Below are 16,118 nucleotides of genomic sequence, written 5' to 3' on the forward strand. Positions count from 1 at the left end.
TAAAACATCACTTATTGCCCTTGTGCCATCATTACTTGATGTGCATAAATAACATTCAAATAGACGCGACTCTCAGATCGACGGCCATCAATCGATGATCACCGCGGCGCAGCTACGAGCGGCCAGAGCCTTGCTCGGCATCGACCAACGGCAGCTCGCCGAACTGTCCGGACTTTCGGTGCCAACCATCCAGCGGATGGAGGCGAGCGAAGGTACCATTCGCGGCAACGTCGACTCGCTCGTGAAACTGATCGATGCGCTCGGCGCAGCCGGCGTCGAGGTCATCAATGAGGGCGCCGTCAGCAACGGCGGCGGCCGCGGGGTGCGATTGAAGGCCGGATCGGGCTCACCGAAGGTGCAGACATGATCCCGGCGGTCACTCAGCAGATCTGGTGTGTAGCCGCCCTGCTGGGAACGACCGCTCTCGCGATTACAACGAGCAGATCGCGCCAATCGACAGCCATCGTCTACGGCGCGACTTTCGCGATTTCGCTGATCGCGCTGGCCGGGGCCATGATTTCGCTCATCTCCCGTACCAGCGCGACGGAACTGGCCCTGCCGATCGGGTTGCCCTGGCTGGGATCGCATTTCCGCCTCGATGCGCTCGCCGCATTCTTTCTCGTCGTGGTCAATCTCGGCGGTGCGGCCGCAAGTCTCTATGGCCTCGGTTACGGCAGCCACGAATCCGCGCCACAGCGCATCCTCCCCTTTTTCCCGGCGTTCCTGGCCGGCATGAATCTCGTCGTGCTCGCCGACGATGCGTTCACCTACCTCTTGTGCTGGGAATTCATGTCGCTCGCCTCGTGGGCGCTCGTCATGGCGCATCACCGTGACGCGGATAATGCCCGCGCAGGCTACGTCTATCTCGTGATGGCAAGCTTCGGAACGCTGGCTCTGTTGCTTGCCTTCGGCCTGCTGGCGGGAGCCGGCGGCAGCTACAGCTTTGCGGCCATCCGCGCTGCCCAGCACACTCCGTCCGAAGCCGCACTGGTGCTCGCGCTGATGCTGCTCGGCGCCGGGTCGAAAGCCGGCCTGATCCCGTTGCACGTGTGGCTGCCGCTGGCTCATCCCGCCGCGCCGAGCCATGTCTCGGCGCTGATGAGCGGCGTGATGACGAAGGTCGCGATCTACGGATTCATCCGGGTCGTGTTCGATCTGCTCGGGCCGCCAAGCTGGTCGGCGGGTGTCGCGGTTCTCATCCTCGGCGGCGCCACGGCCGTCATGGGGATCCTCTACGCGCTGATGGAGAAGGATCTCAAGCGCCTGCTCGCCTACAGCACGATCGAGAACATCGGCGTCATCTTCGCAAGCCTCGGCCTTGCGCTGGCATTTCAGGCGAACGGCCTTGGCCTCGCGGCCGCCCTCGCCTTCACGGCCGCATTGTTCCACGTGCTCAACCATTCGTTCTTCAAGAGCCTGTTGTTCTTCGGGGCCGGCGCGGTGCTGACGTCGACCGGCGAACGCGACATGGAGAAGCTGGGCGGCCTGATCCACCGCATGCCGCTCACGAGCTTCGTCTTTCTGGTCGGCTGCGTCGCGATCTCGGCGCTGCCGCCGTTCAACGGGTTCGTGTCGGAGTGGCTGATGTTTCAGGCCGTACTGCAGAGCCCCGACCTGCCGCAATGGCTGCTGAAGATCATGGTGCCCGCGATCGGCGCCTTGCTGGCGCTGGCCGCGGCGCTGGCCGCGGCATGCTTCGTCAAGGCCTTCGGCATCACGTTCCTCGGCCGCGCGCGGAGCCCGGCCGCGGAAGCCGCCGGCGAAGTCGATCGCTATTCGCTCGCCGCGATGTTCAGCCTTGCCGTGCTCTGCTTCCTCGCCGGCATTCTGCCCGGCCTGGTGATCGACGCGCTTTCGCCGGTTGCGCAGACCGTGATCGGCCACCGGATGCCGCTTCAGGCGGACGATCCCTGGCTCTCGATCGTTCCGATCGAGGAGAGCCGCAGTTCCTACAACGGATTGCTCGTCTTTGCTTTCATCACCGCCGCGGCGTCGCTCGCGGTGTACTTTATCCATCGCTTTGCGTCGCGCGCGATCCGGCGCGGACCGGCCTGGGGTTGCGGCTTCTCCGACCCGACACCGGCGGCGCAGTATTCCGGCGTGAGCTTTGTGCAGCCGATCCGCCGCGTCTTCGGCACGCTGGTTTTCCAAGCCCGCGAGCATGTCGACATGCCCGCGCCGGGCGAACTGCGGCCGGCCCGCCTCAGGGTCGATATGCACGACCTGGTCTGGGAGCGGCTCTACACACCCGTGACTGAACTCGTGTGGTTCTTCGCCGATCGGCTGAACCAGCTCCAGTTCCTGACCATCCGCCGCTACCTCAGCCTGGTGTTCGCAACCCTCGTCACATTGCTGCTGGCGCTCGCGATATGGTCGTGATCTCGGACATCCTCGTTCAGCTCGGCCAGATGGCGCTTGTGCTGCTGCTCGCGCCGCTGCTGACGGGCGTCGTGCGCAAGATCAAGGCGCGGCTGTTGCGGCGAAAAGGACCGTCGATCGTCCAGCCCTACCGCGACCTGCTGCGGCTGCTGCGCAAGGAGGTCGTGCTCGCCGAAAACGCGTCCTGGCTGTTCCGTGTCACGCCCTATGTGACGTTCGCGGCCATCTGGGTCGCGGCGGCGCTGGTCCCGACATTCGCGACCGGCCTGCAATTCAACTGGAGCGCCGACCTGATCGCGATCGTCGCCCTGCTCGGCAGCGCGCGCTTCTTCCTCGCGCTTGCCGGCATGGACGTCGGCACCAGCTTCGGCGGCATCGGCTCCAGCCGCGAGGTGATGATTGCCGCGCTCGCCGAGCCGGCCATGCTGTTGATGGTGTTCTGCGTCGCGCTGATTGCCGGCTCGACGCAGCTGTCGACGGTCGCGACCTTCATGGCGTCGTCGGAAGTCGGACTGCGCGTCTCTCTCGGCATGGCGATGATCGCCCTCATCATGGTGGCGCTCGCCGAAAACGCGCGCATCCCGGTCGACAACCCGGCGACGCATCTGGAGCTGACCATGGTGCACGAGGCGATGATCCTCGAATATTCCGGGCGTCACCTCGCCATGATCGAGTTCGGCGCCTTCCTCAAGCTGCTGCTCTACATCTCCCTGATCATCTGCGTGTTCTTCCCGTGGCAGATCACCACCGAAGGCGCGGGGCCGCTGTCCTATCTCGTCAGCGTCGCCGTCTACATCCTCAAGCTTGCGGTCGCGAGCTTCCTTCTTGCCGTGTTCGAGACCGCGACGGCCAAGATGCGGGTGTTCCGCGTCCCCGAATTCCTCGGCGCGGCGCTGATGCTCGGCCTGCTCGGCACGCTGCTTCGGTTCGTGTCACGGGGCTTCTGATGCACAACCTCGCCTTCGACATCGCCCATCTGCTCGCCGGCGGGCTCGTGCTGATCAGCTTCATGATGCTGTACCAGGATCGCCTGTATGCGCTGCTGAACATCTTCGCACTTCATGCCGTGGTGCTCGCAGCTTCCGTCGCCTGGCAGGCCTTCATCCAGAATGCGCCGCATCTCTACGTGACCGCGGCGATCGCACTGGTCTTCAAGGCGATCGTCATCCCGGTGGCGTTGCATCGGATCATCAAGCAGCTCGGCATTCATCGCGATATCGAGACCGCGGTGAGCATCGGTCCGACCATGCTTGCGGGCATGGGGCTCGTCGCCCTGTCCATGGTGCTGATGCTGCGCGTGACCGGCGCGGCTGATCCGCTGGCGCGGGAAGACCTTGCCTTCGCACTGTCGGTGGTGCTGCTGGGATTGCTCGTCATGGTGACGCGGCGCAACGCCGTCAGCCAGGTCGTCGGCTTCATGTCGCTGGAAAACGGCCTGGTGCTGGCCGCGACCGGCGCCAAGGGCATGCCGCTCGTCGTAGAGATCAGCGTCGCCTTCTCGATCCTGATCGCATTCATCGTGATCGGCGTGTTTTTGTTCCGCATTCGCGAGCGGTTCGACACCGTCGACGTCGGTGCGCTCGATGAATTCAGGGGGGAGCGCCAATGACTGCCGCGTCGGATGCCGTCACCTGGGTTTTGTTGATACCGATCACCGCCGCGGCGGTGCTGGCCGCGCTGCCCGGTTACCGGCTGACCGCGGGCCTCAATGTCGTGGCCAGTCTCGGCACCTTGCTGGCCGCGCTTTCGCTGCTCGTGGTCGAGCGCCCGCAACCCGGCCAGTACCTGCTGATCGACGATCTCAACATCGTATTCATCGTGCTCAACACCTTCGTGGGATTCACCACGAGCGTGTTCAGCGCAAGCTATATCGCCCATGAGCTCGAAACCGGACGGCTGACGCCGGGCTATCTGCGATTCTACCATGCCATGTATCAGGTGATGATGTTCGGCATGAACCTCGCATTCGTGTCGAACAATATCGGCCTGATCTGGGTCGCGGTCGAGGTCGCGACGCTCACCACCGTGCTGATGGTCGGCATCTACCGGACCCATGCGGCGCTGGAAGCGGCCTGGAAGTACTTCATCCTCGGCAGCGTCGGCATCGCGCTGGCGCTGTTCGGCACGATCCTGGTGTACATGGCCGCACTGCCGGTGGTCGGCGAGGGTCAGGATGCCATGGTGTGGACGGTGTTGATCAGCCGTGCGGCGACGTTCGACCCGGCATTGCTCAACGTCGCCTTCATCTTCCTGCTGCTCGGATACGGCACCAAGGTCGGCCTGGCGCCGCTGCACGCCTGGCTTCCGGATGCGCATGCCGAGGGCCCGACCCCGATCTCCGCCGTGCTCTCCGGCCTGCTGCTCAACGTCGCGCTCTACGCGGTGCTCCGCTTCAAGATCCTGCTCGCCGCCAATCCGGATGCGATATCGCCGGGCCCGCTGATGGTGACGATGGGGCTGACTTCGCTGTTGTTCGCGGCCTTCATGCTTTACCGCCGCCGCGACATCAAGCGGCTGTTCGCCTACTCTTCGATCGAGCATATGGGCATCATCGTGTTTGCGTTCGGCATGGGTGGCCCGCTCGCCAACTTTGCCGGCCTGCTGCACATGGTGATGCACAGCCTCACCAAGTCGGGAATCTTCTACGCGGTCGGCCACATTGCGCAGGTGAAGGGCACGCAGCGGATCGCCAACATTCGCGGCCTGACCGAGTCGCATCCGGCACTCGGCTGGAGTCTCGTGATCGGCGTGGTCGCGATCACCGGCCTGCCGCCGCTCGGTATCTTCATGAGCGAATTTCTCATCGTCAGCTCCACCTTCGCGCGCCAGCCGCTGCTCGCCATCCCGCTGGTGTTCGGCCTGCTGCTCGCCTTCGGCGCGCTGATCCTGCGCCTGACCAGCCTTGCGTTCGGCGAGCCGCGCGGCAATGCCGCGCCGGCGGATGCGTCCTATTTGCCGATGTTCGCGCATTTCGCACTGGTGCTGACTGCGGGCATCTACCTTCCGGGACCGCTGGTCGTCTGGTTCCAGCACGTCGCCAACCTGCTGGGTTAGCGCGAGGGAGAGCAGGATATGCCGAGGTTGATCGATCTGATCCGGGCGGGCCACAGGATCGAACGACATCATCCATGGCCGCGCGCCGTGGTCGACGGCGATACCTGGCGCGCCGCCGCTCACGCGCTTGCGGATGGCGGCCTGAGCCTGCTCGGGCTGTGGGGCGAGCCCTCGCGCGTGCACATGGCCGTCCTCGACGACCGCACGTCCGATATCGGCGTGATCAGCCTGGATTGTCCCGATCGCCAATTTCCTTCGGTTGCGGCCCATCATCCCCCGGCGCTTCGATTGGAGCGCACCCTGCACGACCTCTTCGGATTGCAGACGACAGACACACCGGATTCCCGTCCCTGGCTTGATCACGGCCGTTGGCAAACGCGCTTCCCGCTCGGCGAACATCGCGATGCATCGGCGGACGCAGCGCCTTATCAATTCCTTCCGGCCGAGGGGGACAGCCTGCATCAGATCGCAGTCGGTCCGGTGCATGCGGGCATCATCGAGCCCGGGCATTTCCGCTTTACCGCGAGCGGAGAGACGGTCGTCCGCCTCGAGCAGCGGCTCGGCTACACCCACAAGGGCGTCGAAGGGCTGATGACGGGCAGCACGATCGAGCAGGCCGCGCGGCTCGCCGGCCGGGTCTCCGGCGACAGCACGGTCGCCTATGGGCTGGCGTTCGCGCAAGCCGTCGAGGCCGCGCAGCGGATTGCCGTGCCGCCGCGCGCGCTGTTGCTGCGCGCACTGATGGCCGAGCTCGAGCGGCTGGCCAATCATCTCGGCGATATCGGTGCGATCTGCAACGATGCGTCATTTGCGCTGATGCAGGCGCATTGCGCCGTGCTGCGCGAATCCGTGCTGCGCGCGGCCGACGCTGCATTCGGCCACCGCCTGATGCGCGACCTTGTCGTGCCCGGCGGCGTCGCGCGCGATATCGCCGGCGATCGAGCCGACACGATCCGGGCCGCGCTCGACCAGATCCGCCGGCATTTCCCTGCGCTGGTCGAGCTCTATGACAACACCGCCTCGTTGCAGGACCGCACCGTCAGCACCGGCATCGTTGCTCCAACGCTCGCCCGGCAATTCGCCGCCGGAGGCTATGTCGGGCGCGCGAGCGGCCGCGATTATGACGCCCGACGCAAGCCCGGCTATCTCCCCTATGATGGCCTCCGCTTCGAAGTCCCCGTCCTCAGTGACGGCGACGTCAACGCCCGGGTCTGGATCCGGATCCGCGAGGTTGAGCAGAGTCTCGCGCTGGCGTACCAGATCCTGATCGGCCTCGAGGCCGGCCCGGTGCAAGTGCCACTGCACAATACGGCGGAGCCTTGCGAAGGCATGGCGCTCGTCGAAGGTTTCCGCGGCGACATCCTGGCCTGGCTGCGCCTGAACGGCGATCGGATCGAGCGATGCCATCTGCGCGATCCGTCGTGGTTTCAGTGGCCGCTGCTCGAGGCGGCCATCGAAGGCAACATCGTGGCGGACTTCCCACTCTGCAATAAGTCGTTCAACTGCTCCTATTCCGGGCAGGATCTCTGAGGGCTTGAGGCGATGCGCAAACTTCTGTTCCAGAGCCTGTTTCGCCAGCCATTGACGGAGCAGGCGCCGCGCCCGGACGACGCTGCGCTTGCGGAGCTCGCGGCCATGGTCGGCAGCACCGCACGACGACGCCTCGGCCGCAGCCTCTCGATCCGCGAGGTTGATGCAGGCTCCTGCAACGGATGCGAGCTGGAAATACACGCGTTAAGCAATGCGTATTACGACGTCGAACGATTTGGAATCCGGTTCGTCGCCTCGCCCCGTCACGCCGACGTGCTGCTCGTCACGGGTCCGGTCACCAAGAATATGCGCGAGGCGCTGGAGCGCACATACCGTGCGACGCCAGATCCCAAATGGGTCGTCGCTGCGGGCGATTGCGCCAGGGATGGCGGATGCTTCGCCGGCAGCTATGCCGTGGTTGGCGGAGTCTCCGTGGTTGTTCCGGTCGATCTCCATATTCCGGGTTGCCCGCCTTCGCCGATCGCCATCCTGCGGGGCCTCGTGACCTTGCTCGAGGCGGTCGACGCCGAGGTCGCGGCAAGGTGAAGGCACGGAAAGAAACGAGCACCTCCGCCCGCACCGTGGGCGAGGCGCGCTAGTGTCCCGAATCCGAAGTTCGCATCATTTGCCGCACCTTCGGAGCGAACTTCGGATTCGATAAGGACACTAGCAAACCTTTGATTCTAGTGTGCTTTATGAATGCGAAGTTCGTGAAAGTGGCTGCCGCGAAACACACGAACCTCGCATTCAGCACACTAGCCGCTGTCGCGCAGCACCAGCTCGAAGCCGAGATCGACACGGCGCTCGCCGCCGCGCTCCAGCGTCAGCGTCGCCGCGGTACGGCCGATCGCGTCGCCATGCACGCTGATCGTGCTCAGGGTCGGCGAGATCAGCTGGCCCATTTCGAGATCGCCGAGGCCGATCACGGCGACCGGCTGCGCCGATGCAGGCCCGTCGCGCAGCAGGCCGGCCTTGCGCAGCCCGGACATGAAGCCGATCGCATGCGCATCGTTGGCGGCGAACACCGCATCGACACCAGGCAGCCGTGCGTGCGCCGCCACGCTGCCGGAATCCTTGCGGTCTAGGATCAACCGGCGCGGCTCGGCAAGGCCGCCGGCCAGTGCCTCGTCCCTGAAGCCGAACCAGCGGCGCGTGCCGCGTGGATCGTCGCCGCCGATGAAGGCGAGCTGCTTGCGGCCCTGCGCGACCAGATGCTTCGCGACGGCGACACCAGCCTTGTAATTGTCGAAGCCCGCGACCGCGTCGATCGGGTTTGCCGGCAGATCCCAGGTCTCGACGATCGGGATGCGCGCATTGCGCAGCAGGCGGCTGCCCTCCTCGGTCGCCGGCGAGCCGACCATGATGATCGCCTCGGGCCGCCGCGACAGCAGCGCCGCCAGCATGCGGTCCTCGCGCTCCGCGTCATAGCGCGACTGCGCCAGGATCACGGAGAAGCCGAGCGGCTCGAGCTTGTCGGACAGGCCCTGCACCGTGTCGGCGAAGATCGAGTTGGCGATGGTCGGCACCAGCACGCCGACCGAATTGGTCCGCGCGCTCGCCAGCGCGCCCGCCACCAGGTTCGGGATATAGCCGAGGTCGCGCATCGCCTGCTCGACCCGCGCCCGGGTCTCCGGGGCGACCAGGTCGGGCATCCGCACCACCCGGCTCACCGTGATCGAGGAGACGCCGGCGCGCTTAGCCACCTCTGAAAGGGTGGGCGCGGCACCGGCCGGGCCGGTCCCGGGGGCGGTCAGTTCAGAGCTCATGGGCCGGAGCCTGCACGATTCCGGGTTGCCAAGCCATGATGTTAGCGCTAGCATCACCCAATGTTAGCGCTAACATGGAACAAAAAGGGAGAAGCGGCATGATTTCGGACGAACAGGCCCAGGCTTACAAGCGCGACGGGGTGATCGTGGTCCCCGAGGTGCTGAACCAGGAGACCTTAGGCAAGGTGCGCACGGTGCTCGCGCAGCTCGTGGCCGGCGCCGCCAGCGTGAGCGAGCACACCGACGTCTACGACCTCGAGCCGGGCCATTCGCCTGACAATCCGCGCGTCCGCCGCATCAAGGCGCCGCACAAGGTGCACCCGATCTTCGACGAGATCGTGCGCAGCCCCGCCGTGATCTCGATCCTCACCAAGCTGATCGGCCCCGGCCTTCGCCTGCACGGCTCCAAGCTCAACATGAAGTCGGCGCAATACGGCTCGCCGGTTGAGTGGCATCAGGACTGGGCATTCTATCCGCACACCAATGACGACATCCTCGCGATCGGCGTGCTGCTCGACGATTGCGATATCGAGAACGGTCCGATGCTGGTGACGCCGAGGTCGCACACCGGCGCCACGATGTGGGATCATCACGGCGAGGACGGCCACTTCGCAGGCCTGATCGATCCGGACCAGATTCAGGACGACATCAAGCGCGCGGTGCCCTGCATGGGCAAGGCCGGCAGCATGTCGTTCCATCACGTGCGCGCGCTGCACGGCTCGGCAACCAACACGTCGAATCGGCCGCGCAACCTGCTGCTCTATGAAGTGGCCGCGAGCGACGCCTGGCCGCTGATGGGCGTCAAGGACTTCGACGAATTCAACAGCCGCCTGCTGGCGGGGCCGCCGGTGGTCGCGCCGCGGCTCACCGACGTACCGGTGCGGATGCCACTGCCGCCGGCCAAGCGACAGGGATCGATCTACGAGACCCAGTCGGCGTCGAAGAAATCCTACTTCACGCGCGCCGCTTAAGACCGACCACAATGCCCGCGGCCAGGCCGCGGGCATTGCTGCTTTCACGAGCACGATCCGCCGCGACAAACGCGGAGATCGTGCCCGATCAAGACGACCATAAAAACCAAAACAACGGGGAAACGAATGACCGAGATGGCAAGAGATGGCGCTCGCACATCGCGCCTGCGTGTGATCCTGGCCGCAAGCATCGGCTCCGCGCTCGAATGGTACGACTTCTTCCTGTACGGCACCGCCGCCGCGCTGGTGTTCGGCGAATTGTTCTTTCCGAAGAGCGATCCGGTGGTCGGCACGCTGTTGTCGTTCCTGACCTTCGGCGTCGGCTTCGTGGTGCGGCCGTTCGGCGGCCTTTTGTTCGGCATCCTCGGCGATCGCTATGGCCGCAAGCCGGTGCTGGTCTCCACGCTCCTGATGATCGGCATCGGCACCACCGCGATCGGCTTCCTGCCGACTTATGGGCAGATCGGGATCTGGGCGCCGATCCTCCTGGTCGCGATGCGCGTCATCCAGGGCCTTGGCGCCGGCGCCGAATATGGCGGCGCCGTGATCTATCTGGTCGAGAACGCACCGCCGAAGCATCGCGGCTTCTGGGGCGGCTTCGCGCCGCTCGGCGTCTCCGTCGGCAACCTGCTTGCGGCCGGCGCCTTCGCGCTGGTGACCATGCTGCCGCGCGAGGATTTGATGAGCTGGGGCTGGCGCCTGCCCTTCCTGGCGAGCTTCCTGCTGATCGTGGTCGGCATCTTCGTCCGCATGCGCATCACCGAGACGCCGGTCTACACCGAGGCGGTGGTCGCGCGCGGCAAGGTCGAGAGCAATCCGGCGATGGAGGCATTGCGCCGGCACCCGCGCAACTTCTTCGTCGTGCTCGGCGCCCGCATGGCCGAGAACGGGCTCGGCTATTTCTTCCCGGTGTTTGGGCTGAGCTACGTGATCACCACGCTCGGCGTGCCGAAAGCCGAGGCGCTCAGCGCGCTGATGCTGGCATTCACGGTCGAACTGTTTGCGATCCTCGGCTTCGCGGCATTGTCGGACCGGATCGGACGGCGGCCGGTCTACATGTTCGGCGCGCTGGCCGGCGTGGCGCTCGCCTTCCCGTTCTTCTGGATGGTCGGCACCAAGGAGTGGATCATGATCGCGCTCGCCTTCATCCTGGCGCGCGCCGTGGTGACGGCGGCGATGTTCGGGCCGCAGGCGGCGTATTTCGCCGAGCTGTTCCCGCCGCAACGCCGCTTCGCGGGCTTTGCCTTCGCCCGCGAGCTCGGCTCGCTGCTGTCGGGTGGTCCGGCGCCGTTCGTCGCAACCGCACTGGTGGCGGCCTATGGCACCTGGTGGCCGGTCGCCTGCTACGCGATGTTCCTGTCCGCCTGCACCGTCGTTGCGATCTGGATCGGGCCCGAGACCTACCAGGAGAATATCGCCGCCGACGAAGGCGAACAGGCCGAGCTGCCCACGGCGATCCCGGCGCGGGCCTGACCGGTGGCGCAGCAACTGCGCGTCCTGCAGTCGCTCTGGGCGATGGAGCGACGGCTGGCCGATGAGGGCGAATGGCCGCTGCAAACCCAGCTCGCGATGATCCGCGATGCCGGGTTTGACGGCGCCGGCGTGCGCTTCATCGATCCTGTCTTTGCGCGCGAGGCGACGAGCTTCCTTCGCGCGCATGGCATGATCTGGCAGGCGCAATGCTACCCGAAGAGCGTCGGCGACCTGAAACCGGTGCTCGAGCTGGTCGCCCGGCTCGGCGCCGATCACGTCAATCTGCAGCCGGACGTTCGGCCGCGCCGGCTCGCGGATTGCATTCCCCTGCTCGAAGGCTGGCGGTGGCTTGCTGCCGAGGCCGGCATCGCCGTGCATGTCGAGACCCATCGCGACCGCATGACGACCGACCTGTTCTTCATGCTCGACCTGCTCGACTGCTTTCCCGATCTGCGGCTCACCGCCGATCTCTCGCATTATCTGGTCGGCCGCGAATTCGCCTGGCCGGTCGATGACGTCAACCACGCGATGATCCATCGCATCCTCGACAATGCCTGGGGCATCCACGGCCGCATCGCGAGCCGCGAGCAGGTGCAGGTCTCGCTCGGCTTTCCGCAGCACCAGGGCTGGGTGTCGCTGTTTATGGGCTGGTGGGACTACGGTATCCGCTCCTGGCGGAAACGTGCCGGTCCCGACGCGACCCTGACCTTCCTGTGCGAGCTCGGTCCCCCGCCCTATGCCATCACCGGGCCCGACGGCAGGGAACTGTCCGACCGCTGGCAGGATGCGCTGGTCATGAAGGACATGATCCGCGCGCTGTGGGATCGTATCGCGAACGAGCCGCAAGGCGCGCTCCCGCATTGATTCAAGCAGGCCGCGGCGGCATCCTGAACGCCCACAATCCGGAACGCCGCGAGGACTTGTGCGCGACCGCTGGGCTTATCCGCTTCGATGCCTCGCCGCCGTCTCGGCCATGGCAGCCTTCGCGCATACCAAGGCGGCCGCGGCAGAGTTCGCCCTGAATGTCGCGACCCTGCCGCGCGTCGCGACCATCGACCCGCGCTTTCAGTCCTACAACGTCGAGATGGTCGAGGTGACCGGCGGACGGTTCTGGAAGCCCTATGCAACCGCCGCCACGCGTCGGCGTGCAGAGACGGAGCGGTTCGCAGCTCGCACTCCGATCGACCTGCACGATGGCAGGCTGCGCAAGCTCGCCGCCGAGCTCTCCCCTGCCTATCTGCGCGTCAGCGGGACCTGGGCCAACAGCACGTTCTTTGCAGATTCCGAAACGCCACCGGCTGCACCGCCGGCCGGCTTCAACGGCGTGCTGACGCGACGGCAGTGGCGGGACGTGATCGAGTTCTCGCGTGCCGTCGACGCTCCGATCGTCACGTCCTTTGCGATCAGCGCGGGCGCGCGTGACGCCGAGGGGCAATGGAGCCCCGAGCAGGCCCGGCAACTTCTCGCTTTCACGCGATCGGCCGGCGGGCGTATCGCCGCAGCCGAGTTCATGAATGAGCCCGATCTGCCGACCATCGGCAGCGCCCCTAACCGCTACGATGCTGCGGCCTACGGCCGGGATTTTGCAGCGTTCCGCGCCTTCATGAAGGACACCGCGCCCGACGTGACGATCCTCGGCCCCGGCACGATCGGCACCGGCGCTGAGGCCCAAGCGCTTTTCGCCGCATCGGCAGCCGGCGTCGACGCGGTCTCCTATCATCACTATGGCGCGCTGTCGGCGCGATGCGGCGGTGATCGCAGGGCAAGGCATGCATTGTCGGACGAATGGCTGGCGCGAACCGGCGAGAGCCTCGCCCTCTACGAGACGCTGCGCGACCAGCTTGCGCCGGGCAAGCCGATCTGGCTGACCGAGACGGCCGAGACCGCATGCGGCGGCAATCGCCTGGCCGCAACCTTCGCCGACACGTTCCGTTACCTCGATCAACTCGGACGGCTGGCCAAGGTCGGCGTCCAGGTGGTGATACACAACACGCTTGCGGCGAGCGACTACGGGCTGCTGGACGAGCGAACTCATCTGCCGCGGCCGAACTATTGGGCTGCGCTGCTGTGGCGGCGGTTGATGGGCACCATTGTGCTCGATGCCGGTATCGCGGAGCGTCACGGCTTCCATGTCTATGCGCATTGCGCGCGCGACATGCCTGATGGAATAGCCCTGCTCGTCATCAACAATGACCGGCCGATGCGGCACAAGCTCACGCTGTCGGCCGCCTCGCAACGTTACACGCTCGCGAGCGAAAAGCCTGCCGACGGCAACGTTCAGCTCAATGGCGCGACGCTCTTGCTCGGGACCTCTGACCGTATCCCCGCCCTCAACAGCGACGCGGCTGTCGCCGGAACGATCGTCTTCGCACCCAGAACGATCACGTTCCTGATCGTCGCCGACGCCGGCAACGCCAATTGCCGGTAGCGGCCCGACGTCGCCTTACGCCGCGTCGCGGCTGGCGTCGGAGGATTCCGGCGGGCGCGCCACCAGATGGCCGAGCATGATGGCAGTCATCAGCCGCTCCATCTCGAGCCGCGCGGTGACATGCGACATGGTCGGCCGGCTACCGAGTGCGCGCTGGCTGACGTCGTCGATCGCCGTCAGTCCGCGCGGATAGAATTCGCGGAAGATCACACGTTCGGCCAGGCCATCGACCAGGCGGAAATTCAGCGTCTTGGCCAATTCGCTCAAGGCTTCGCCGACCAAGCGCTTGTTGCGTGACCCAAGCGTGGAGAGGCGGTTGCGCAGCACCACCCACTCGAATGCCGGCTGATCGTGTGTGCTGCGCTGGCGCCGCGCCTCCTCCACCATCTTCGAATAGTGGCTGATGCCGGTCACCTTGAACTCGTTCGGATCGACGGTGCCGAGCACGTCGAAATCGAGGAAGCTGTCGTTGAGCGGCGTGATCAACGTGTTCGCCAGCGAATGCGTCAACGTCGTCAGATAGGTGTCATGGCCGGGACAGTCGATGACGACGAAATCGTGCGACCGGCCGAGCCGCTCGACGATCTCGGCAAGCGCGCTGCGCCCGAGCGTCTCGACCTCGCCGCTCCTGCCGCTCACCGTCTCGAAGCACATATGCGCGGGAACGCCGAGATCCAGCGAGGTTTCCCGCGCCCAGTCCCGCCGGTTCTCGACGTAGTGCGTCAGCGACTTCTGCTTGTTATCGAGATCGATGGTGGCGACGCGCTGACCCGCCTTGATCAGCGCGATGGCGATATGCATGGCAATTGTCGACTTGCCCGAGCCGCCCTTGTTATTTCCGACAACTATTACTCGTGCGTTTGTCATGGGAATCCATACCGGACGCTTGAGTGAAAGCAGGACGAAACAGAATTTAATGAATGGATCGAATCTCCCTGATTCGATGAATCTCGACAAGATTCGCTGCTACATTGTCGTGATCGAAATCAAGAAGCTGCGACATCATTGTCACAGCTTCTTCGAGCACGTATCGTGAACGCAACTAGCGTCCCTGAAACACCGCGGCGCGGCGCTCAACGAACGACTTGATACCCTCGGCCGCATCTGATGTGTTGAGCACACGTTCGCGGATCTGCGGAATGATCGCGATTGCCGCCTGCTCGCCGGCTTCGATGAACTTGCGGCCCGCCTCCTTGGTCACCTGGATTCCAAGCGGCGCATTGCGCGCGATGATCTCCGCGAGCGCCATCGCGCGCTCGACCTGCTGGCCCGCCGGCACGACTTCCTGCACGAGACCGATCCGATGCGCCTCGGCGGCGGTGAACTCGTCGCACAGCAACAGGTGATACATCGCATCGCCCCACCCGGCGCGGCTGATATAGCGGAAATGCGCGCCCGCCAGCGGCGCGATGCCGCGCTTGGCTTCCATCTGGCAGAAGCGGCTGTCGTCCGCGGCGATCACGATATCGCCGGCCAGCATCATCTCGATGCCGACGGTGAACACGATACCCTGCACCGCCGTGACGATCGGCTTCCGGCAGCGCTTCGACAATCCGAACGGGTCGACGTTGCCCTCCGGCAGCGGCTTGCGCGTCGCCGTCGGACCGAAGAATTTCGGCATGTCGAGACCCGCGGTGAAACTGCCGCCGGCGGCGCAGAGCACCCCGACCCAGAGGCCGTCGTCATTGTCGAGCAGCGTCAGCGCGTCGGAAAGCTCAGCCATCATCTCCGGACTGAAGGCATTCTTCTTCGCGGGATTGTCGATGATGATCTTGAGGATGTGGTCGTGCCGCTCGTGGCGGACCCGCCCTTCGCTCGCGCTGCCGGACATCAGTTCCTCCCTGCTTTGTGACTGGATAATTTCTGGATGATGGTTGTCATCCAGATGCATGATGGTCATAATCCAGAAAGAGAGTCAAACAGGGGCGAGGCGAGATGGGCCATTCCCAGGCCGACAAGGCCAGGAGCCGTGAGCGTATTCTGAACGAGGCTGCGACGCAGATCCGCGACAAGGGCCTCGACGCGCTCAGCATCGGCGGCCTGATGCAGCAGGTGAAGCTGACCCATGGCGGTTTCTATGGGCACTTCGCCTCGCGTTCCGACCTGATCGCCGCGGCTCTGGAACAGGCGCTGCATGCAGGCGAAGCGTCGGCTCACGCGGCGCGCGATCCCGACAGGCCGGGCAATATCAACACACTGGTGCGGAGCTATCTCAGCCGCGCCCATCGCGACTCGCCCAAGTCGGGCTGCGCGATCGGCGCGCTGATCTCGGATGTCGGTCGCGCCGATGCGCAGTGCCGCGCGGTGATGGAGCCGCACATCGAATCCTTCATCGCCAAGGTCGCCGAGACGTTCGGCGACGATGACGACGGCAACGCAATCCTCGCGGTGAGTGCGATGGTCGGGGCGCTGGCGATCTCGCGCGTCCTCACCGACCAGAAGCGGTCCGATGCCGTCCTGCGCACCGTGCGCGACAGCATCATCGCGATGGCGTCCGACGAATGATTTCGCCCGCGC

The 16,118-nt window shown here is 65.4% G+C and carries 16 protein-coding genes; 13 read left to right on the forward strand and 3 right to left on the reverse strand.

Annotated elements, in window-relative coordinates; genetic code table 11:
* The first annotated feature begins 94 nt into the window (after positions 1-94).
* Genes J2R80_RS38560 through J2R80_RS38590 form a run of 7 tightly spaced genes read left to right on the forward strand, consistent with a single transcriptional unit; the run spans position 95 to position 7,509 of the window.
* Positions 95-367 carry a helix-turn-helix domain-containing protein gene (locus tag J2R80_RS38560; RefSeq protein ID WP_225162626.1) on the forward strand — a complete coding sequence of 91 codons (273 nt, stop codon included), beginning with the start codon at positions 95-97 and terminating at the stop codon, positions 365-367.
* Positions 364-2,379, forward strand: a complete 2,016-nt coding sequence (hyfB, locus tag J2R80_RS38565; RefSeq protein WP_253640432.1) for a hydrogenase 4 subunit B — start codon at positions 364-366, stop codon at positions 2,377-2,379. The genes J2R80_RS38560 and hyfB overlap by 4 nt, the downstream gene beginning before the upstream one ends.
* Positions 2,370-3,326, forward strand: a complete 957-nt coding sequence (locus tag J2R80_RS38570; protein ID WP_229192883.1) for a respiratory chain complex I subunit 1 family protein — start codon at positions 2,370-2,372, stop codon at positions 3,324-3,326. The genes hyfB and J2R80_RS38570 overlap by 10 nt, the downstream gene beginning before the upstream one ends.
* On the forward strand, positions 3,326-3,988 hold the full coding sequence (locus J2R80_RS38575) for a hydrogenase-4 component E (protein ID WP_229192882.1): 663 nt from the start codon (positions 3,326-3,328) through the stop codon (positions 3,986-3,988). Before J2R80_RS38570 ends, J2R80_RS38575 begins: the two co-directional genes overlap by 1 nt.
* Positions 3,985-5,433 carry a hydrogenase 4 subunit F gene (locus tag J2R80_RS38580; RefSeq protein ID WP_253640433.1) on the forward strand — a complete coding sequence of 483 codons (1,449 nt, stop codon included), beginning with the start codon at positions 3,985-3,987 and terminating at the stop codon, positions 5,431-5,433. Before J2R80_RS38575 ends, J2R80_RS38580 begins: the two co-directional genes overlap by 4 nt.
* A gap of 18 nt (positions 5,434-5,451) precedes the next feature.
* Positions 5,452-6,963, forward strand: a complete 1,512-nt coding sequence (locus J2R80_RS38585; protein ID WP_253640434.1) for an NADH-quinone oxidoreductase subunit C — start codon at positions 5,452-5,454, stop codon at positions 6,961-6,963.
* Positions 6,964-6,975: 12 nt separating this feature from the next.
* Positions 6,976-7,509, forward strand: a complete 534-nt coding sequence (locus tag J2R80_RS38590; protein ID WP_253640435.1) for an NADH-quinone oxidoreductase subunit B family protein — start codon at positions 6,976-6,978, stop codon at positions 7,507-7,509.
* A gap of 209 nt (positions 7,510-7,718) precedes the next feature.
* Here J2R80_RS38590 and J2R80_RS38595 read toward each other — a convergent pair whose 3' ends face one another.
* Complete coding sequence (locus J2R80_RS38595; protein WP_253640436.1) at positions 7,719-8,729, reverse strand: LacI family DNA-binding transcriptional regulator; 1,011 nt, start codon at positions 8,727-8,729, stop codon at positions 7,719-7,721.
* Positions 8,730-8,827: 98 nt separating this feature from the next.
* Here J2R80_RS38595 and J2R80_RS38600 point away from each other — a divergent pair, with 98 nt between their 5' ends.
* The 4 genes from J2R80_RS38600 to J2R80_RS38615 all read left to right on the forward strand — a co-directional run bounded on the left by J2R80_RS38600 (position 8,828) and on the right by J2R80_RS38615 (position 13,601).
* Positions 8,828-9,700 (forward strand): phytanoyl-CoA dioxygenase family protein, encoded by an 873-nt coding sequence (locus J2R80_RS38600; RefSeq protein WP_253640437.1) that lies wholly within the window; start codon positions 8,828-8,830, stop codon positions 9,698-9,700.
* A 126-nt stretch (positions 9,701-9,826) separates the two neighbouring features.
* Positions 9,827-11,173: an MFS transporter gene (locus J2R80_RS38605; protein ID WP_076824407.1), complete on the forward strand. Its 1,347-nt coding sequence runs from the start codon at positions 9,827-9,829 to the stop codon at positions 11,171-11,173.
* A 3-nt stretch (positions 11,174-11,176) separates the two neighbouring features.
* Complete coding sequence (locus J2R80_RS38610) at positions 11,177-12,037, forward strand: sugar phosphate isomerase/epimerase (protein WP_076824405.1); 861 nt, start codon at positions 11,177-11,179, stop codon at positions 12,035-12,037.
* 58 nt (positions 12,038-12,095) lie between these two features.
* Positions 12,096-13,601, forward strand: coding sequence for a hypothetical protein (locus tag J2R80_RS38615; RefSeq protein ID WP_253640438.1), 1,506 nt, complete (start codon positions 12,096-12,098; stop codon positions 13,599-13,601).
* A gap of 15 nt (positions 13,602-13,616) precedes the next feature.
* Here the strand turns inward: J2R80_RS38615 and J2R80_RS38620 are convergent, their stop codons facing one another.
* Complete coding sequence (locus J2R80_RS38620; protein WP_253640439.1) at positions 13,617-14,402, reverse strand: division plane positioning ATPase MipZ; 786 nt, start codon at positions 14,400-14,402, stop codon at positions 13,617-13,619.
* On the opposite strand from J2R80_RS38620, the gene J2R80_RS38625 reads away from it, so the two are divergent.
* Complete coding sequence (locus J2R80_RS38625) at positions 14,401-14,637, forward strand: hypothetical protein (protein ID WP_253640440.1); 237 nt, start codon at positions 14,401-14,403, stop codon at positions 14,635-14,637. The genes J2R80_RS38620 and J2R80_RS38625 overlap by 2 nt on opposite strands.
* Positions 14,638-14,643: 6 nt before the next feature.
* Here the strand turns inward: J2R80_RS38625 and J2R80_RS38630 are convergent, their stop codons facing one another.
* Entirely contained in the window at positions 14,644-15,432 is a 789-nt protein-coding gene (locus tag J2R80_RS38630; RefSeq protein WP_076824401.1) for a crotonase/enoyl-CoA hydratase family protein, read from the reverse strand.
* A 104-nt stretch (positions 15,433-15,536) separates the two neighbouring features.
* Here J2R80_RS38630 and J2R80_RS38635 point away from each other — a divergent pair, with 104 nt between their 5' ends.
* Positions 15,537-16,106, forward strand: a complete 570-nt coding sequence (locus tag J2R80_RS38635; protein ID WP_168857983.1) for a TetR/AcrR family transcriptional regulator — start codon at positions 15,537-15,539, stop codon at positions 16,104-16,106.
* Positions 16,107-16,118 lie beyond the last annotated feature (12 nt).

The sequence above is a fragment of the Bradyrhizobium sp. USDA 4541 genome (assembly GCF_024171085.1).
In the GTDB taxonomy this organism is placed as follows: Bacteria; Pseudomonadota; Alphaproteobacteria; order Rhizobiales; family Xanthobacteraceae; genus Bradyrhizobium; species Bradyrhizobium australafricanum.